The organism is Nitrosospira sp. TNL200 (assembly GCF_055386305.1).
This window is the reverse complement of record NZ_AP041003.1, coordinates 1,908,245-1,925,279: the sequence shown is the minus strand read 5'-3', so window position 1 is coordinate 1,925,279 and position 17,035 is coordinate 1,908,245. Positions and strand designations below refer to the sequence as shown.

Annotated in this window: 20 protein-coding genes; 14 read left to right on the top strand and 6 right to left on the bottom strand. The window is 55.7% G+C overall.

The features are described from left to right. The first annotated feature begins 85 nt into the window (after window positions 1-85). The 4 genes from ACZ5CE_RS08615 to ACZ5CE_RS08600 all read left to right on the top strand — a co-directional run bounded on the left by ACZ5CE_RS08615 (window position 86) and on the right by ACZ5CE_RS08600 (window position 3,585). Window positions 86-1,543 (top strand): DUF4139 domain-containing protein, encoded by a 1,458-nt coding sequence (locus tag ACZ5CE_RS08615; protein ID WP_464574483.1) that lies wholly within the window; start codon window positions 86-88, stop codon window positions 1,541-1,543. A 194-nt stretch (window positions 1,544-1,737) separates the two neighbouring features. Next, entirely contained in the window at window positions 1,738-2,187 is a 450-nt protein-coding gene (locus ACZ5CE_RS08610; protein WP_464574482.1) for a hypothetical protein, read from the top strand. Between the two features lie 480 nt (window positions 2,188-2,667). After that, the gene (locus tag ACZ5CE_RS08605) at window positions 2,668-3,102 is read left to right on the top strand and encodes a YciI family protein (protein WP_464574481.1); all 435 of its coding nucleotides are present in this window, start codon (window positions 2,668-2,670) and stop codon (window positions 3,100-3,102) included. A 54-nt stretch (window positions 3,103-3,156) separates the two neighbouring features. Beyond that, complete coding sequence (locus ACZ5CE_RS08600) at window positions 3,157-3,585, top strand: VOC family protein (RefSeq protein ID WP_464574480.1); 429 nt, start codon at window positions 3,157-3,159, stop codon at window positions 3,583-3,585. Window positions 3,586-3,806: 221 nt separating this feature from the next. On the opposite strand, the gene ACZ5CE_RS08595 is transcribed toward ACZ5CE_RS08600, so the two are convergent. The 3 genes from ACZ5CE_RS08595 to ACZ5CE_RS08585 form a co-directional block, all read right to left on the bottom strand. Further along, window positions 3,807-4,001, bottom strand: coding sequence for a hypothetical protein (locus ACZ5CE_RS08595; protein ID WP_464574479.1), 195 nt, complete (start codon window positions 3,999-4,001; stop codon window positions 3,807-3,809). A 223-nt stretch (window positions 4,002-4,224) separates the two neighbouring features. Continuing rightward, window positions 4,225-5,436: an NADH:flavin oxidoreductase/NADH oxidase gene (locus ACZ5CE_RS08590; protein WP_464574478.1), complete on the bottom strand. Its 1,212-nt coding sequence runs from the start codon at window positions 5,434-5,436 to the stop codon at window positions 4,225-4,227. A gap of 329 nt (window positions 5,437-5,765) precedes the next feature. After that, window positions 5,766-6,047 (bottom strand): hypothetical protein, encoded by a 282-nt coding sequence (locus tag ACZ5CE_RS08585; RefSeq protein WP_464574476.1) that lies wholly within the window; start codon window positions 6,045-6,047, stop codon window positions 5,766-5,768. Between ACZ5CE_RS08585 and ACZ5CE_RS08580 the strand changes: the two genes are divergently transcribed. Together ACZ5CE_RS08580 and ACZ5CE_RS08575 are read left to right on the top strand one after the other, a co-directional pair. Further along, entirely contained in the window at window positions 6,046-6,453 is a 408-nt protein-coding gene (locus ACZ5CE_RS08580) for a DUF3015 domain-containing protein (RefSeq protein ID WP_464574475.1), read from the top strand. The genes ACZ5CE_RS08585 and ACZ5CE_RS08580 overlap by 2 nt on opposite strands. A gap of 109 nt (window positions 6,454-6,562) precedes the next feature. Then, on the top strand, window positions 6,563-8,464 hold the full coding sequence (locus tag ACZ5CE_RS08575) for an Lnb N-terminal periplasmic domain-containing protein (protein ID WP_464574473.1): 1,902 nt from the start codon (window positions 6,563-6,565) through the stop codon (window positions 8,462-8,464). A 42-nt stretch (window positions 8,465-8,506) separates the two neighbouring features. Here ACZ5CE_RS08575 and ACZ5CE_RS08570 read toward each other — a convergent pair whose 3' ends face one another. After that, the gene (locus ACZ5CE_RS08570) at window positions 8,507-8,794 is read right to left on the bottom strand and encodes a PepSY domain-containing protein (protein WP_464574472.1); all 288 of its coding nucleotides are present in this window, start codon (window positions 8,792-8,794) and stop codon (window positions 8,507-8,509) included. Between the two features lie 127 nt (window positions 8,795-8,921). On the opposite strand from ACZ5CE_RS08570, the gene ACZ5CE_RS08565 reads away from it, so the two are divergent. Both ACZ5CE_RS08565 and ACZ5CE_RS08560 read left to right on the top strand, forming a co-directional pair. Further along, window positions 8,922-9,761 (top strand): aminoglycoside phosphotransferase family protein, encoded by an 840-nt coding sequence (locus ACZ5CE_RS08565; protein WP_464574471.1) that lies wholly within the window; start codon window positions 8,922-8,924, stop codon window positions 9,759-9,761. Between the two features lie 175 nt (window positions 9,762-9,936). Next, window positions 9,937-10,374 (top strand): hypothetical protein, encoded by a 438-nt coding sequence (locus ACZ5CE_RS08560; RefSeq protein WP_464574470.1) that lies wholly within the window; start codon window positions 9,937-9,939, stop codon window positions 10,372-10,374. 177 nt (window positions 10,375-10,551) lie between these two features. Here ACZ5CE_RS08560 and ACZ5CE_RS08555 read toward each other — a convergent pair whose 3' ends face one another. After that, on the bottom strand, window positions 10,552-11,745 hold the full coding sequence (locus tag ACZ5CE_RS08555; protein ID WP_464574469.1) for a tetratricopeptide repeat protein: 1,194 nt from the start codon (window positions 11,743-11,745) through the stop codon (window positions 10,552-10,554). Here ACZ5CE_RS08555 and ACZ5CE_RS08550 point away from each other — a divergent pair. Continuing rightward, complete coding sequence (locus ACZ5CE_RS08550) at window positions 11,701-12,348, top strand: glyoxalase superfamily protein (protein ID WP_464574468.1); 648 nt, start codon at window positions 11,701-11,703, stop codon at window positions 12,346-12,348. The two genes, ACZ5CE_RS08555 and ACZ5CE_RS08550, sit on opposite strands and share 45 nt — an antisense overlap. 80 nt (window positions 12,349-12,428) lie before the next feature. On the opposite strand, the gene ACZ5CE_RS08545 is transcribed toward ACZ5CE_RS08550, so the two are convergent. Continuing rightward, window positions 12,429-12,875, bottom strand: a complete 447-nt coding sequence (locus ACZ5CE_RS08545; protein ID WP_464574467.1) for a VOC family protein — start codon at window positions 12,873-12,875, stop codon at window positions 12,429-12,431. Between the two features lie 193 nt (window positions 12,876-13,068). Here ACZ5CE_RS08545 and ACZ5CE_RS08540 point away from each other — a divergent pair, with 193 nt between their 5' ends. From ACZ5CE_RS08540 to ACZ5CE_RS08520, 5 genes are all read left to right on the top strand, one after another. Then, the gene (locus ACZ5CE_RS08540) at window positions 13,069-14,340 is read left to right on the top strand and encodes an RNA polymerase sigma factor (RefSeq protein WP_464574466.1); all 1,272 of its coding nucleotides are present in this window, start codon (window positions 13,069-13,071) and stop codon (window positions 14,338-14,340) included. 236 nt (window positions 14,341-14,576) lie between these two features. Continuing rightward, window positions 14,577-14,954, top strand: a complete 378-nt coding sequence (locus tag ACZ5CE_RS08535) for a YciI family protein (protein ID WP_464574465.1) — start codon at window positions 14,577-14,579, stop codon at window positions 14,952-14,954. 313 nt (window positions 14,955-15,267) lie between these two features. After that, the gene (locus ACZ5CE_RS08530; RefSeq protein ID WP_464574464.1) at window positions 15,268-15,744 is read left to right on the top strand and encodes a VOC family protein; all 477 of its coding nucleotides are present in this window, start codon (window positions 15,268-15,270) and stop codon (window positions 15,742-15,744) included. 72 nt (window positions 15,745-15,816) lie between these two features. Then, window positions 15,817-16,200 (top strand): YciI family protein, encoded by a 384-nt coding sequence (locus tag ACZ5CE_RS08525; RefSeq protein WP_464577467.1) that lies wholly within the window; start codon window positions 15,817-15,819, stop codon window positions 16,198-16,200. A gap of 37 nt (window positions 16,201-16,237) precedes the next feature. Beyond that, on the top strand, window positions 16,238-16,726 hold the full coding sequence (locus ACZ5CE_RS08520) for a DUF1579 domain-containing protein (protein ID WP_464574463.1): 489 nt from the start codon (window positions 16,238-16,240) through the stop codon (window positions 16,724-16,726). Window positions 16,727-17,035 lie beyond the last annotated feature (309 nt).

Below are 17,035 nucleotides of genomic sequence, written 5' to 3'. Positions count from 1 at the left end.
CATTCCGTATTCGTCTTGTGGCGCGGCATAGGCGTATTATTCCCTATATACCTTCTCCCATTCTTATGGCATTGATGGAAAACAAATGACAAAAACAGGATTATTGCGCATACCGGCGGTGGGAGCGGTAATCTTCTGTTCCCATCTTGCCGCATCGCCTGATGACCGGAAGGGCGAAACCGTCACCACCGCCATGGATCAGAAGGAGGTGGCCGTCACGATTTATAACGATGATCTCGCCCTGGTGAAGGATGCGCGCCGGGTCGGGCTGGAGCGCGACTTCAACAGGCTGGCCTGGCGGGGGGTTTCAGCGCAGATGCGGCCGGAGACGGCGCTGTTGCGTAATGTCGGCCACCCAGGCGGATTTCGCCTGCAGGAACAGAATTTCGATTTCGATCTGCTCACGCCGGAGAAGCTGCTCGAGAAGAATTTGAACAAGACGGTGACGGTGATTCGAACCAACCCGGCCACCGGCGCGGAGACCAGGGAGGCGGCCACGGTGCTGGCAACCAGCGGCGGGACCGTGCTCAAATTTGCCGATCGCATTGAAACCGGTGTACCCGGCCGCCTGGCATTTTCCGGCGTGCCGGAAAATCTTCGCGACAAGCCGACATTGGTGGTTTCGCTTGTCAATGCGGTTGCGGGTGAACAGGACCTGGAACTTTCCTATCTGACAGGGGGAATGTCCTGGCATGCGGATTATGTGGCGGAACTGAACGAGCGCGACGACCGCCTCGACTTCAGCGGGTGGGTTACATTGACCAATCAGAGCGGCGCGGCCTACCCGAACGCGAGATTGCAGCTGGTGGCGGGCGATCTGAATCGCGTGCGCAGGCAGCCTTACGGACCGCGCGAGCCGATGGCCATGGCGGCAAAAATGGCGGAGGCGGAAGATTTGAGGCAGGAATCGCTGTTCGAATATCATCTTTACACGCTGCAGCGTCCTACTACCTTGTCGGAGAACCAGACCAAGCAGGTCGCCTTGCTCTCGACGACGGGTGTTTCCGTCCGCAAGGAATTCCTGCTGGCAGGCGCAAGCCATTACTACTTCGGCCAGTACGGAGACATCGGCCAGAAGCTGAAAGTCGCGGTATTTGTCGAATTCCGGAATAAGGGGGAGGGGTTGGGGATTCCGCTGCCCAGGGGAGTGGTGCGGGTTTACAAGAAGGATGCTCAGGGCAATGCGCAGTTCGTGGGAGAAGACCGGATCGATCATACCCCGAGGAACGAAACCGTTCGCCTGAGACTGGGAAATGCATTCGATGTGACTGCCGACAGGAAGCAGACGGATTTCCAGCGACTGGCGCCGGAAAGCCGCCATGCCGCAGTATTCGAAACGGCGTACAAACTGGTATTGAAGAATGCCAGGAAAGAAGCGGTGGATGTCGTGGTACGGGAACCGGTTCCGGGTGACTGGACCATGGTATCGGAATCGCAGCCACACACGAAGGCGGCTTCGGGCATCGCCGAATGGAAAATACGCGTACCAGCCGATGGAGAAGCCACGCTGACCTATCGCGTGCGTGCCAGGCAGAGAGGTTAGGGATGGAGGCAGCCACTCCGCGGCCCTGGATGCACCGGCCCTGGGCGTATCTCATACCCCGCAAATAACCCTCTTACCAGAGGTTTTTTACTAAGGGAAACCCTTAGTAAAAAACCAAGGTTTCCCCAATATACTCATGGCGTTGACTGCGATAGGATGTCATCACTTTCATCCTAATGGTATTAATCGCCATCATGAAAAAACAATTTGGGAATCTTCTGGCAGCGATATCGGTAGCGGGTTTACTGGCTTCCGCAACGGTTTCCGTCAACGCCGCGCAACCTGTGGATACCCCGGAAATTCGTGCGGCAGCACAAAACGCGGTAACCCCTGGGGATCATCTCGCCGTAGCCAAGTCCTACGAGGATATGGCCACGCAATTGCAGGCAAAGGCGCAGGAACAGCAAGCCCTGTTGGAGCAATATCAGAACAAGAGCTACATGTACGGCAGGCAGGCGCAGGATTTGCAGTCACACGCGGAAGCGCTGGCCCGGAAATACGAGGCGACTGCCAACGCAACCATGAAAGAAGCTGCCTTGCACCGGCAGATAGCTGGCAAGCTCGAAAGCAACCCTGTTGTTTCCGACGCACAGAAGCTCAACATCGTCAGCGGCTCGTATCAGAGCAATACCACGATACGCTGACCCGCACCTAAAGGCTGACTCTGCAGTGAGCCCCATCCGGCACAGTCGGTTGGGGCTTTTTTATATGTCTCTCGAAAACCTCTTGGCCTGGGCCGGATTCAACTGAATCCGGCGGTTGACCGCTCGGAAAGCCACCGCCGCGCCAGCGGAGATTTATTCAGCGCTTCCCTAATCCACAAAAGCTTTCTCAATACCCGACATTTACCTGTATGGTGAGCTTGAGTAGGTTGGGCGGAGCAGGGTGTAACCCATCATTTTCCTGTCGGGCAGATGTTTTTTGATGAGCTGCATTTCACTCCACCCACCCTTTTATGATTTAAATTTGTTCCGCGTGTCGATTTTCCTTCGCTCATTCGATTATGATCAGGGAATCTCTGAGCAGCCACCGGCTTCTGGGCCGGATGATCCGGAGATTTCTCGAAATCCACCTCCTGGCAATTGAATCTGTCTGGAAAGTTTAAAACTCAAGGAGATACGATAATGCGTTTCATGGTGATGATCAAGGCGGACAAAAACACCGAGGCGGGCGTGATGCCCAGCGAAAAGCTGCTGACAGAAATGGGAAAGTATAACGACGAACTGGTGAAAGCCGGGGTGATGCTTGCCGGCGAGGGGTTGCAGCCAAGCTCCAAGGGCGCGCGAGTGAAATTCTCGGGGAAGAAACGCACCGTCGTCGATGGGCCTTTTACCGAAACCAAGGAGTTGATCGCGGGGTTCTGGATATTCCAGGTCAAATCAAAGGAGGAGGCGATCGAATGGGTCAAGCGCTGCCCCAATCCATTGGAAGGAGACTGCGAAATCGAGATCCGTCAGGTGTTTGAGGCGGCGGATTTCGGCGTCGAATTCACCCCTGAGCTTCGCGAGGCGGAGGAGCGGATGCGCGAACAGATCGCTACGCGGAAACGACCGAAATAAACCCAGGCACGCGTCCCCATCTTTACTCTCTTGAAACCGAAAAGGAGAAACAATATGCAAATCCAGCCTTATCTGTTCTTTGATGGCCGTTGCGAGGAAGCGATCGAATTCTATAAAAATACGCTGGGCGCCGAGGTGGTCATGCTCATGCGCTTCAAGGACAGCCCCGAGCCTCCCGGACCCGATGATTCCTGCAGGCCCGCGCCGGGAACGGAAGACAAGGTGATGCATGCCAGCTTTCGCATCGGCGACAGCACTATCATGGTTTCCGATGGCGAATGCAAGGGGCAGGCTGCTTTCCAGGGTTTTTCACTGTCCCTCACCGTGCCCAACGCGGCGGAGGCGGATCGCTTGTTCGCTGCATTGTCCGAGAGCGGGCAGGTGCAGATGCCCTTGATCGCCACATTTTTCTCTCCGCGCTTCGGCATGGTCGCAGATAAGTTTGGGGTTTCCTGGATGATTTATGTCGAGCCCAAGGCTTGATTTTTCATTCCAAGTTTTGTAGGTCGGATTAACGAAGTGTAATCTGACAACAGAAGGCAAGTGAATGCGGGTAGGCCGATCGTAGAAGGTTTTTATCTCATGCAATGGCAATACCGAAAAACGTAAGCCGTCGTTATCTTGCATGGTTCGTCGGATTACGTTTCACTAATCCGACCTACAAGCTACAAGCTTATGAATTATTGGGCCTCGACTAAACATGATTACCAGTCAATTTTCTTTTCATTTCCCCATTTTTCAGGTCCTGTCCGCACGCCCTTGTGTTCCATCGACGCCCTGAAACGGAAAATAATTCTTCCGTTAAATTCCCCATCCTGCTCAAGGCGAAAAGAAACGATTTTTCCTCCGAAGTGCGAAGATTTGTCTTGACCTTTATGAAGATAAAGATCACCACCCACGAGACGTTCGGCTGTATCTTTGCTAACGGCCCAGTAACCACTCTCCTATTCCCCCGATCCATCAGCAACGCGTTTAATGTAGTCTTGTCGCTCTACCAAATGGAGTGAAGGCATTATGGCTCCTCCCATACTTCAATTTGCAATACAGTATATAGAAGAGCAATTGGTATGAGGAGAGCGGATTAAGCAAGCGATTCTCTCTTATCTACATTCATGTATGTCTTCACTTCGCCCGCCGCTTCACCGCATAGCCATACTGGATGGGCCACGCAGGCTCCTCACCGAGAGCGTGCTGTGCCTTGATGGCCCAGTATGGTTCGCGTAGCAGTTCCCGGCCGATAAAGACCAGGTCCGCTTCGCCGCTGGTGATGATTTCGTCTGCCTGTTGGGGATCTGTGATCAACCCCAGGCCGCCGGTGCGGATCTGGGCTTCTTCCCGGATGCGCCGGGCAAAGGGAATCTGGTAGCCTTTCGATACCGGAATTTTCGCATCCGGTGTTGCTCCGCCGGAAGATACGTCGATCAAGTCCACTCCCCGCGACTGGAGTTCCCGGCAAAGCACGATCGATTGTTCGATATCCCAGCCGCCCTTCGCCCAGTCGGTCGCGGAAATACGCACGAAAAGCGGTAGCTCCTGGGGGATGATTTGCCGCATTCGCCCAGCCAGGCGCAGCAACAGGCGCATGCGGTTTTCCAGGCTGCCGCCGTATTCATCGGTACGCTGGTTGCTGATGGGCGACAGAAATTCGTGCATGAGGTAACCATGGGCGGCATGAAGCTCGATGACCTTGAAACCCGCCCCGAGCGCGCGGCGAGTGGCGGCTTCCCAGGCTGCGATGCAGTGCTCGATATCCTCCGCGGATAGCGGTTGGGGCACCGGATCGCCCGTATCGAAGGGCAAAGGGCTGGGTCCGACGACGGGCCAGCCACCCTCGGCAGCGTTTTTGAGGCTGCGCCCACCATTCCATGGCCTGTCGCAACTGGCCTTGCGCCCGGCGTGCGCAAGCTGGATGCCGGGAACTGCTCCCTGCGATTCCAGGAAGCGCGCGATCCGCGCCAGCGGCTCGATATGCTCGTCCTTCCAGATTCCCATGTCGGCGGGCGAGATGCGCCCCTCAGCCGTAACTGCCGTCGCCTCGACGATGATAAGGCCCGTTCCCCCGATTGCCCGGCTTCCCAGATGAACCAGGTGGAAATCATTGGCAAAGCCATCCTCGGAAGAATACATGCACATCGGCGACATCGCGATGCGGCTGCGAAAGGTAACGCCGCGCAGTGTTAAGGGAGACAACAAGTCCACTTCCGGAATTTCGCGGTCGTGGTCGCTCTGGCATTGCGTCTGGAAGGAAGCGTGGTTTGTACTTTCATCGGCGGCCGGGCCGCTTGCAGAATCAAGGGAAAGGTGGTTGATCCTGTTGGGGTCGTATTGGGACATGGTTTTCTCCTTGGAAATGCCGGAACTGGAATTCCGCCAGGCATGCGCAGCCAGGAATCGCGAGGGATTCCCGGCGGTTACGTCACTATGTCTTACCTCTGCTGTCCTTGCTGCCCTGGTCCGGACGCTCGCTATGCGGAAAATACAAGAATACAGTTTTCCAGTGAGGGTCGGAAGCGCGACGGATATGAGCGGCGCATGAGTTATGAAGGCCTGCCGTCTACCGGCGCCAGCATGTTGGCGTCACGCGCCAGAAAACGGGGATAAGGCGGAGCAATAAGCGGGGAACAGTATGTCTCTCCGGGAGAACCGCCACAGCCCGGATGGAGCTAAATATTCATTTGACAACCTAAGAGGGCTTCAGTAAATTCAACTTTATCCAGAAGAAATTGTTTATTCTCTCTGGATTCCGTTGATTGATTAAATTTTAAATGTTTTGAAACTATCGACGAGTCATCGGATCGTCTATCCGGATTTGCGGCGATGGTTTTTTCTAGGGAGAGAATTATGGGACGATTTGGTCGGATTGCCGTAGCAGCTTCTCTGTTTTTGCTTCCTGTTTCTGTTTTTGCCGCCGGATATGGTCCGGCAGGTTGCGGACTAGGTTCCATGGTTGTAGGGTCGAAGCCAGGTGGCGAGCAAATCTTCGCCGCAACGACGAATGGAACATTCGGGTCCCAAACTTTCGGGATCACGTTCGGCACTTCCAATTGCGGAGATAATGGACTGATAAAGCTGAGCAAGGAGCGGGAAGTCTTTGCGCAGGAGAATTACACCAGCCTGGTCAAGGAAATGGCCCAGGGCGAAGGTGAAAGCCTGAATACCCTGGCCAGTTTGTATCAGTGCTCCACGGCAAGCCACAAGGAATTCGGGGCTCTGGTTCAGGCGAAATTCGATGATCTGGTTGTGAACGAGCAGACAACCTCGACCGAATTGCTCGGCCGTCTTGAAAATCAGTTGGGCAATCATCCCACGCTGGCGAAATCCTGTAATGTGCAGGTATCGGCATTAAACTAAAAAAAGATAAACGGATACGGGCGAAAGTCTGTATCCGTTTCCGTATCGCTGTCCCTATCCCCCTTATTCCCATGGTTACAACGTGCGGTCTGCTTGTCTTGTAGCTGGCTTGCTTTTCTGGTTTTCCTTTTTTCCTGCAACCGCCCATTCCCAACCTGATTCCACCGCTGATTACCTTGCTGAATTGCAACAGCAAGCGAGAAAACAGAAGCTTGCCCACGAACGCGTCTGGCACCTGCTTTTAAAATACGACAAAAGGCCCCTGGCCGGCGTGATCAGCGAAGCCGATGGGATGGAATTTTTCAATTCTCCCCAGGGGAAAATCGATCCGGAAGCGGAGCTGGCGGCCACGCTGGCCAGTTTCTTCGTTCCCTTAGCCAGTATTCCGGAGGGCAAGGAGCATCCGCAGTGCAATTTTCCCGCCCGGTTCAGATGGCTGAACCAGCGGCTGGCGTTCGATTCCCGCCTGAAAGTGCAGACCTGCGAGCGGCTCGACCGCTGGATGGAGTCTCTGGATCCAACCGGGGCGACGCTGGTATTTGCATCCTATTTCATGAATAACCCGGCGTCCATGTTTGGACATACGCTGCTGCGCATCGATAGCCGGAGAACGGGCAGCGGTAATAACCTGATGAATTATGGCGCGAACTACGCGGCGAATCCCGATACGGACAATGCATTTCTCTATGCCTTGAGGGGCCTGATAGGCTCGTTCCAGGGGCGCTTCGCGATATTTCCGTATTACACGAAGGTGCAGGAGTACAACAACTGGGAGAGCCGCGATCTCTGGGAGTATGAGCTCAAGTTCACCGAAGACCAGTTGACCATGATGCTGCTGCATTTGTGGGAATTAGGCGGCACCTATTTTGATTATTATTATTTCCAGGAAAACTGCTCATACCACGTGCTTTCGCTGCTGGAAGTCGCCAACCCCGATTTGCGGCTGAAGGACTCGTTTTTCTTCAGCGTGATTCCGACCGATACCGTAAAAATTGTGATGGCGCAGAAGGGGCTGGTGAAAGATATCGTCTATCGGCCCGCCGTGCTCAGCCAGATGAACCATAAGCGGCTCAAGATGGCCGACGATGAAAAGCGCATGCTGCAAGGCATGATCAAGAAGGATATCTCGCCGGAAAGCGCGGCTTTCAAGGGCCTTTCGATCCGATCCCAGGCGCTCGTGCTGAATGCATACATGGATTACCTGCAGTATCAAAGCATGCAGGAAAAGAGCGACAAGGAAATAAAAATCCCGCTTTCGGTCTTGCGGGCAAGAAGCCGCCTGCCCAATGCGATCGATAACGCTGAGGATGAGCTAAGGGGCGCCATCACGCATTTTTCCAGCCGTCCGGACCATGGCCATGGTACTGATCGCTTCCGGGTGGGAGTGGGACACAATGCCCACGAGCCTTTCATGGAATTCGCCTATCGCCCGGCTTATCATGACCTGATGGCGCGCGATGTGGGATACGACAAGAACTCGGAAATCATTTTCATGGATTTCAAGCTGCGTTATTATCTTGAATCCGAGAGGTTGAGGCTGGATCAGGCAAAATTCCTCTCCATCACGGCGCTGAATCCTTACGATTCCCTGTTTGCCAAGCCTTCATGGCGGGCAGAAGTGAAAATCGACACGCTGAGAGACCGCAAATGCGGTTATTGCAACTCCTTCAATGCCAGCTATGGCCGGGGCGCTTCCTATCGCCCGGAATTTTTTTCGCCGTTGCTACTGTTTTCGTTCATCGACCTGAAAACCGAATTTTCAGGCCACCTGAAGCAGGATTTTCGCCTTGGCGGCGATGCCGAGGTGGGTTTGTACTATGACATAAGCGAGAATTTGAGAATCAAGCTTGCAGGCAGTTACCAGATTTTTCTCCTCGGCGACAGCAAGCGTTTTTTTACTTCTCAATTCATCACCCGCTACGCCCTCTCGCAGGATCTCGATGTGCGGGTGGAATTGAATCGCTACGACCACAACAATGAAGGCGTTTTTTCGGTCAATTATTTTTTTTAATAAAAAACCTGCGCCCGGAATAATGCAAGGGTTGTGAAATGGTTAGTCCTTTTCGACCGCGATGAGCTTGCCATCCTCACCCACTTTGATCTCGATCTTGGAACCGTCTTTTTTTCTTACTTCGGCTTCATAAATCGGCATCTTCTTCCCGTTGATCGTTTCGGTTTCTTTCTCGATCTCTTCTATCTTACCCCCGCCAGCGTTTTCGGTTATCGTCTTCTGCACCGCTGCAGGGACGTCGGACCATTGAACTTTTTCATCGGCAAAAGCTGTCGCGGCAAGCCCTACCGTAATGGAAAAAACCAAACCCGACAGGATGCTCGTCTTCATCTTATCCTCCCGTTATTAAGAAAGTGTGGTTATGTTACCTTCTTCATAGGTAGCGGCATCTGTGCGATAACCTACAAACCGGAAAAGTTTTTTCCTCGGCATTGTTTATCGATGTCATATATTGCGCATGTTTGAAAAATACCTGGAACGATGGCAACTGACGCCGGACGGCGATCCGATCATCACCCGTGGCAGCAGGCTTCTGCCGGTAAGAATGGCGGGTGTGCCCGCGATGGTCAAAATAGCGCTGGATGCGGAGGAAAAATTCGGCGGTGCGCTGATGGCATGGTGGGGTGGGCAGGGAGCCGCGCGCGTATTCGCGCATGAAGAAGATGCGCTGCTCATGGAGCGGGCGGAAGGCCCGTCCTCGTTGCTGGATATGGCGTTGGCCGGACGGGATGATGAGGCCAGCCGGATCGTTTGCGACGTGGCGGCCCGGCTCCATGCACCCAGGTTGCATCCACCCCCGGCCCTGGTTCCACTGGCGCAGTGGTTTCGGGCGCTGCCGCTGGCAGCCGTCAGCAGCAGCGGCAGTGGCGAACACCATGGAAGTTCCGGCAATATTTTCTCGCTATGCGCCGCAATGGCTGCCAGGCTGCTGGAATCGCCGCGGGATGTGGTGGTGCTGCATGGCGACATCCATCACCGCAATATTCTCGATTTCGGGGCACGCGGCTGGCTGGCGATTGATCCCAAGCGCGTGATCGGCGAACGCGGTTTCGATTATGCCAATCTTTTCTGTAATCCGGAGCTGGCGACGGTCAGGGCGCCTGGCCGGCTGACGCGGCAACTGGAAGTGGTGGCAGAGGCGGCCGGACTGGAGCGCAAGCGGCTGTTGCAATGGATAGTGGCGTATGCGGGTTTGTCCGCCGCCTGGTTTCTGGAGGACGGTGATGCGGAGTCGGCAAAAGGCGATCTGGCTGTCGCCGAGCTGGCCTGGGTAGAGCTGGGAGAACTGGGCTGTTGAGCGCGATTCAGGCACGCGGAAGGTGCTGATGGGGCGTTCCAGGAAATGCCGGGATTTTGTTCAGCATTTCCCTAAGGGTTTTCCTTAGTATAAAACCAAGGTTTCCCCAATATACATATTTTTATGCCTAAAGTAGGATAAAGCCATCTTAAATAAATCCGGCTTTACTACTGCCATGAATACTAAATCAGCAAACATCATTGCCACACTGTCGATGTTCGCTCTCCTGGTTTCGGCAAGCCCGATGGCATCGGCTGCCGATCCTACCGATACGCCTCAAATCCGCGCAGCCATTCAAAGCGCCGTAACCCGTGGCGATCACGAGGCCGTGGCAAAACATTATGAAGATGCAGCGATCGAGCTGCAAGCAAAATTGAAGGAAAAAAAGGAGCTGCTGGAGCACTACGAGGATAAGAGCTACCTGTATGGCAGGCAGGCTCAGGATCTGCAGTCGCACACCCAGGCGCTGGTTCGCAAATATGACGAGACCGCCAAGGCGAATATAAGGGAAGCGGCCCTGTATCGGAAACTGGCTGTGCAATTGCCTGAAGATGGCCCCGTGCCAGATACGCAAAACATGACCGCTGCCAGTGAGCACGTGGGGCAGTATTGATCGGGATTTGAATCTGGGTTGAGTGGTGTTAGCGGGCCTGGGGCGATTGCCGTTTCAGGCCCGTTTTACATGTATGGCGATACGCGGAAGATGCGGTTCCCCATGCTTTCCGCTGGAGTACCGTTGAGGTTGGCGGCGAGATAGGATGTCGCCGCATAAGCAACACAGCCATGAAGCTTACTGCTGGCTTGCCCGCGTGAGCGTTACTGGCCTGTCTGCCGCATTGTCGGCCCTGGCCAGTTCTATCGCCTCGTAAAGCTTTGCGAGATTGTCCCTGCTGGTTTTCACGTTGGGATGGTCAGGCCCCAGGCTCTTCTCGAAGGCTTCCAATGCCCGTTTGTAGAATGGTTCCGCCTGGGCATATTGTCCGCGCGTGTGATAGATCAGGGCCAGGTTGTTGAGGCTGGTCGCCATGTTCGAATGATCGGGGCGGGCTGTTTTCTCCAGGATGGCCAGTGAGCGTTCATACAGTGGTTCGGCCTGTGCATATTTCCCCTGCGCGCGGTAGACCTCGGCGAGATTGCTCAGGGCTCTCGCGAGATCGGGATGGTGAAGGCCAAGCGCCTTTTCCCGTAAGGCAAGCACCCGCCGGTACAGCGGCTCGGCTTGCGCGTATTGCCCCTGGTCGTGATAGACCGCTGCAAGATTGTTCAGGCTGATTCCCACGTGGGGATGGTCAGGCGCCAGGTTCGCCTCGTAGATTCCCAGGGCGCGGCGGTAATGCGGCTCAGCCTGCGCATACTGGTTTGCGGTATGGTAGATCAATGCGAGATTGTTGAGGCCGGTGGCTATCTCGGGGTGGTTGGCGCCAAGGGCTTTCTCGCGTATCGCGAGCGAGCGCTCGTACAGCGGCCTGGCCAGCGCATACCGTCCCTGGGTGCAGTAGAGTTCCGCGAGATTGTTCAGGGTCTGGGCCACGTCCGCATGGTTGGGCCGCAGGTTTTTCTCGCGGATATCCAATGCGCGCTTGTAGCGCGATTCGGCCTCGGCTGCGCGTCCGTCGGCGCGGTAAACCTCTGCCAGGCCGTTCAGGCTGGTGGCGACGAGGAGATGGCTGGAGCCAAGAGCCTTCTCGCGAATTGCGAGGGCGCGTTTGTAAAATGGTTCGGCCTGGGCGTACTGCTTCTGGTCGCGGTAGAGCTCCGCGAGATTGTTCAAGCTGGTCGCTACGTTGGGGTGGTCAGCCCCCAGTTTTTTTTCCGCCAGCGCAAGCGATTTCTTTACGGTTGCCACCGCCTGATCGTATTGCCCCTTGTCGTAAAGCGAAATGGCTTCCTTGCTGATCATTTGCCATTTCGAGTCCTCGGCGTGGACTGGATAGACCACATGAAATGCCAGAAGAGCAAACAGCGCGATTCGCGTCATCTTCATAAATTCCGGTCCAAAAAAGTGGAGGGGCGGGGAGGCAAATCCATCCAGAATTACTTCGTTTTATTCGGTTTTTTACAAACGCGATTTTCTCATAAAATTCAGACTTTATGTGTCATCGCATATTCGTTTTTATCCACATTTCCAGCAGGAAAACGGCATGCGGAAGGCAATGCCGATGTCGATATCGGTATCGATCCATGGCGGTATATAATCGCACCGTCTTCATTTCCCCCAAAACTCATGCATCTGTCGGCCGGCATTCCCATTCTACGTATTTTTTCGGAGGAAAAAGCGAGGGAGTTTTATCTTGATTTCATGGGTTTCAGTCTCGAATGGGAGCATCGGTTTGGGGATAACTATCCGTTATACGCCGAGATAAGGCGATCGGACCTGATTCTCCATCTAAGCGAACATCACGGGGATGCTACTCCAGGCTCGACAATTTTTGTGCCGATACAGGAAATTGGTGTGTTTCAAGCTGAACTCCAGGCGAAATCTTATCGTTATGCAAAACCTGGAGTCGAGGCAATGCCGTGGGGCCGGGTCATGGAAATTACCGACCCATTCGGAAATCGACTCCGGTTTTGCGAGCGGTCGAAATAAACTGCGTGGCGCGATCTGCCATCTGGAGCCAGGGCAGAGCTTTTACTGCGCCTTATCGGGTTGCTGCGGACGAGCCGCGTTCAATATTCGATGCCCTTCTTGCGCAGTTCAGCCTTCGCTTCCTCGCTTTTTTCCAGGTCCAGTCCCATGAATTTCAGCACGGCGGGCGTTTTGGTGAATTGCAGGTCGCGATATTCCACCACCTGGATTCGATTGCCCCAGGGATCGAGAAAATCCATCCGGCTGTCCTCCAGCATGGTCGCCCCGGCTGCCTCGGCGAGTTCCCGCACGCGGGAACGATCGTCCACCACGAGGCCAAAATGCCGGCCGTCGTCCGTGCTCTGCTTTCGTCCTTCCATCAGCGCGATGAACTGATCGCCCATGTCGATGAATGCGGAATGCTGGCCGCGGCCCCGCAGCGTGAAAGTGAAGATGCGCCCGTAAAATTCCAGCGCCTCGTCGATGCTTCCCACCTCCAGCGCGATGTGGTTGACGCCGACCAGGTGCGGTCTGGTTTGCTCGTTCATGCCTCCTCCTGTAATCTTTATAGCGGAAACAGGTTTCCACCGGATTTTTTCAGCCCACTGTCAGATTACGCTACGCTAATCTGACCTACCGGCTACCGCCAATCCGGATCTGCCGGCGCGGATCCGGTATCATTCAGAATGATATCACCTTGTGCCGTGGCTCCTTGCGGGCAAACCGCACGTTCACTGACAAATGCCGATTGCTCCGCAGAACAATGATCGGGCGGCGTCCGGCACGACGGATGCCAGGGAGGCGATAGATGCCATCTATTGCATGCATTCGCGCCATGTCTTCGCCACCCTCATTCGCCTGCTCGGGGATTTCGATGTGGCGGAAGAGGCGTTGCATGACGCCTTCAGGGCAGCGCTGGAGCAATGGCCGCGCGATGGAGTTCCGGAGAATCCGCGTGCGTGGCTCGTTTCGACCGGGCGCTTCAAGGCTATCGACGGCCTGCGGCGCCGGGCACGATTCCAGCCTTTGCCTGAAGACATCGAAGAGCATCTCGCCGCCGAGGAGGATGACCCGGATGGCGAGGGGGTCGAGGACGATCGCCTCAGGCTTATCTTTACCTGCTGTCATCCCGCTCTCCCTCCCGATGCTCAGGTAGCGCTCACCTTGCGCGAAGTATGCGGGCTGACAACCGAGGAGATCGCTCGGGCATTCCTTACCGCTGCACCCACGCTTGCCCAGCGTATCGTTCGGGCCAAGGCAAAAATCCGGGATGCCCGTATCCCTTACCAGGTGCCTTCGGCGCCTGAACTGCCGGATCGGGTGGAGAGCGTGCTGCGGGTGATTTATCTGGTTTTCAACGAGGGCTATTCGGCATCGTCCGGAGAATCGCTTACGCGTGCCACCCTTTCGAGCGAGGCGATTCGTCTGGGCAGGCTGCTGGTCGAATTGCTGCCGGAGCCCGAAGCGCTGGGACTGCTTGCACTGATGCTGCTGCAGGAGTCGCGGCACGTGGCGCGCAGTTCCGCGGAAGGCGATCTCATCCTGCTTGAAGACCAGGACCGCTCGCTCTGGAATGCGGAGCATATTGCCGAAGGGGCGGCGCTGGTGGAGCGGGCATTGCTGTCGCGCCGTTTCGGTCCTTACACCTTGCAGGCGGCGATAGCTGCGGTTCACGCCCACGCCGCCCCGGCCTCGGCGACGGACTGGGCGGAGATTGTCGTGATCTACGATATCCTGCTGCGCATCGAGCCATCGCCCGTGGTGGAGTTGAACCGCGCGGTGGCGGTGGCGATGCGGGACGGCCCGGAGGCAGGGCTCGATCTCGTCGATGCGATCCTCGCAAAGGGTGAACTCGATGACTATCATCTGGCGCATTCGGTGCGCGCCGACCTGTGCCGGCGGCTGGGACGGACAACGGAAGCGCGCGCTGCATACGAGCGCGCTTATGCGCTCGCCCGGCAGGAGCCAGAGCGCCGCTTCCTGGAGCGAAGGCTGAACGAACTGGGCGGTTGAGAGGGCTTCCTGCTGGAGGCGTTATCGCGCCTATCGGATGGCAAGGCGACACCGGTTTCCGGGTCAGGGCCCGGAATAACGTCCATCCACGAAATTTTTCCTCTGGATAAAACGGTTCTTGCGGGATAAAGGAAATAAAAAAATGTTCCTTGAATCTATCTCATGTCGAATTCCGCTTTCCCCAAACGACCAGCAGTATTCACTATTTTTTTAAAACTGAAGCCGGAGGTGACAATATGAAGTACCTGTGCCTGATCTGCGCCGAAAAGGTGATGGAACAGATGAGTGCGGCGGCCGCGGAGCAGCATTACGAGGAATATGCGGAATTTACGAGAAATATCAGGGAAAGCGGGCACTTTCTCGGATGCAACCGGCTGCAGCCTCCCGACACGGCAGTCACCGTGCGGGTGCGCAACGGTAAAATCGGTATCACGGATGGGCCTTTTGCGGAGACCAAGGAGCAATTCGGCGGGTATTACCTCATCGAGGCCAGGGATTTGAATGAGGCGATACAGGTGGCCTCGCGCATTCCCGGCGCAAGGATGGGCTGCGTGGAAGTGCGTCCCGTGGCGGAGGACGAACGCACTATCCGCGCGCTCGGCTTTGATCGATGAAGCGTTCCCACTTGCGCGTAGCTAAATGATTCGCCGGCCTCAGGCAGCATCGTGCCAATGGTGCGGACGTAGCGCGCCGTTTCTAATGAAACCGGAGGCAACTGGCGCAGTCTCCCCACCGATAGCAAAAATAGCAATAAAAATTTTCCTCAGCTTGTCGATTCGAGCTCCATTCATTCGATTATCAGTCAGCAATTACCCATTGTCCGGCTGCGCAGCTGTCGGGTTCGTGCGGGAAGAAGGTTTTTCCTCCCTCCAATCTCACCGGGCTATAGCAGCTTGACTTGATCTTGATCTTTGACAGGAGAATGCCATGAATACCAAAACCAGGCCTATACCAGATGGGTATCACACGCTTACCGCATACCTGACTGTCCGCGGTGCGGCGGAAGCTATCGATTTTTACAAAAAAGCCTTTGGCGCGACCGAACTGTTTCGCCTCACCATGCCGGACGGGAAAATAGCTCATGGTGAATTCAGGATCGGCGATTCGATTTTCATGATTTCGGATGAGAATCCCGAATGGGACTCGGCCTCTCCTCAAAAGCTGGGCGGTTCGCCCGTGACCCTGCATCTTTATGTCGAGGATGCGGACCGCACCTTCGCCGATGCTGTCAAGGCGGGAGCCCGCGAAGCGATGCCGGTCGCAAATCAGTTCTGGGGCGATCGCATGGGCAAGGTGGTCGACCCGTTCGGGCATCGTTGGCTCATTGCGACGCATGTGGAGGACGTCGCCTCCTCGGAGCTTCAAAGCAGGATGGATGCTTTTTGTGGCGGGAACAAGCCGTGACCAGCCGTGACGAATTGGGCCACGATATTCACGATGGTCACGATGATTACGATGGGAGGTGATGTGAAATACATGTTGCTGATTTACGGCGATGAGACCGCGCTGAATGAGACTGAAAGGGAGGCGTGCTATGTGGAATCCACCCAGCTCGCATACGCGATTCAGTCGAAAGGGCAGTATGTTGCCGCCAATCCGCTGCATCCGACAGCGATGGCGACCAGCGTGCGGGTGCGGGAAGGCAGGCGGCTGGTGACGGATGGTCCGTTCGCGGAAACCCGCGAACAACTGGGTGGCTATTTCCTGATCGACGCTCCCGATCTCGATGAGGCAATCGGCATTGCCGCCCGTATCCCCATGGCGCGCAAGGGCGTGGTCGAGATCCGGCCAGTGATGGAAATCGCGGGCCTGCCGGGTGACGAAGCCCTGAAACAGAGAGCGGAAAGCATTGCGAGATGATGTATATGACTTAAAGATTTTAATTCGAGGAGACCATATGAAGACGGAACCGCAGAAAGAACATGCCTGGCTGCAGCAACTGGTGGGAGAATGGGTTTATGAAACCGAATGCTCGATGGAGCCGGGCAAGCCAGCGGAAAGATTCTTTGGCGTGGAGACCGTGCGCCCGCTTGGAGACTTCTGGATATTATGCGAGGGCCGGGGCCAGATGCCCGGCGGAGGTGAAGCCACCACATTGATGACCCTGGGTTATGATACCGCGAGGAAGCAGCACGTAGGCACCTGGGTCGGGTCGATGATGGCTCATCTCTGGGTATACGAGGGATCCATGGATGCGGGAGAGCGGGTGCTGACGCTGAGCGCCGAAGGCCCGAACTGCATGGAAGAGGGGAAGATGGGAAAATACCGGGATGTGATCGAGATAAAAGACCGCGATCACCGGTTGCTCACACCCCACATGCTGGGCGACGATGGGGAATGGCGTCCCATGATGACCGTGACCTATCGGCGGAAAAAGGAGAAATGATCCTGAATCCGGCAGTTGGACAGGATGGAGTGGGCGGTTTTTAGCTTGCAGGGCAAGATGCTGCGACGCGGTATGGCTATCCCATTCCAGGGAGTTCCGACGCAGCCATGTGCCGCAAAGTGTTGCGCTGGGGCCTGTTAACACTTGTTTTGCACCCGGATTGCTACGTGCTACGCGGATCGCGTCTCGTTCCGGCTGAAACCAGCTACCATCCTGGGTCATGGGTGCGAAACAAGTGTTAACGGCTCCTAATTCTTGTTGGCTTCCCCAAGCCGCCTGCCAGGGCGGCCCAGGTTTCGGGTATTTCAT

Coding starts and splice junctions, on each gene's coding strand:
- ACZ5CE_RS08580 (WP_464574475.1), top strand. CDS start 6,046: ATGGTTGTAGGGTCGAAGCCAGGTGGCGAGCAAATCTTCGCCGCAACG.
- ACZ5CE_RS08610 (WP_464574482.1), top strand. CDS start 1,738: ATGAAAAAACAATTTGGGAATCTTCTGGCAGCGATATCGGTAGCGGGT.
- ACZ5CE_RS08570 (WP_464574472.1), bottom strand. CDS start 8,794: ATGAAGACGAGCATCCTGTCGGGTTTGGTTTTTTCCATTACGGTAGGG.
- ACZ5CE_RS08520 (WP_464574463.1), top strand. CDS start 16,238: ATGAAGACGGAACCGCAGAAAGAACATGCCTGGCTGCAGCAACTGGTG.
- ACZ5CE_RS08585 (WP_464574476.1), bottom strand. CDS start 6,047: ATGGAACCTAGTCCGCAACCTGCCGGACCATATCCGGCGGCAAAAACA.
- ACZ5CE_RS08605 (WP_464574481.1), top strand. CDS start 2,668: ATGCGTTTCATGGTGATGATCAAGGCGGACAAAAACACCGAGGCGGGC.
- ACZ5CE_RS08545 (WP_464574467.1), bottom strand. CDS start 12,875: ATGAACGAGCAAACCAGACCGCACCTGGTCGGCGTCAACCACATCGCG.
- ACZ5CE_RS08600 (WP_464574480.1), top strand. CDS start 3,157: ATGCAAATCCAGCCTTATCTGTTCTTTGATGGCCGTTGCGAGGAAGCG.
- ACZ5CE_RS08565 (WP_464574471.1), top strand. CDS start 8,922: ATGTTTGAAAAATACCTGGAACGATGGCAACTGACGCCGGACGGCGAT.
- ACZ5CE_RS08540 (WP_464574466.1), top strand. CDS start 13,069: ATGCCGATTGCTCCGCAGAACAATGATCGGGCGGCGTCCGGCACGACG.
- ACZ5CE_RS08535 (WP_464574465.1), top strand. CDS start 14,577: ATGAAGTACCTGTGCCTGATCTGCGCCGAAAAGGTGATGGAACAGATG.
- ACZ5CE_RS08525 (WP_464577467.1), top strand. CDS start 15,817: ATGTTGCTGATTTACGGCGATGAGACCGCGCTGAATGAGACTGAAAGG.
- ACZ5CE_RS08590 (WP_464574478.1), bottom strand. CDS start 5,436: ATGTCCCAATACGACCCCAACAGGATCAACCACCTTTCCCTTGATTCT.
- ACZ5CE_RS08550 (WP_464574468.1), top strand. CDS start 11,701: ATGAAATGCCAGAAGAGCAAACAGCGCGATTCGCGTCATCTTCATAAA.
- ACZ5CE_RS08615 (WP_464574483.1), top strand. CDS start 86: ATGACAAAAACAGGATTATTGCGCATACCGGCGGTGGGAGCGGTAATC.
- ACZ5CE_RS08530 (WP_464574464.1), top strand. CDS start 15,268: ATGAATACCAAAACCAGGCCTATACCAGATGGGTATCACACGCTTACC.
- ACZ5CE_RS08555 (WP_464574469.1), bottom strand. CDS start 11,745: ATGAAGATGACGCGAATCGCGCTGTTTGCTCTTCTGGCATTTCATGTG.
- ACZ5CE_RS08560 (WP_464574470.1), top strand. CDS start 9,937: ATGAATACTAAATCAGCAAACATCATTGCCACACTGTCGATGTTCGCT.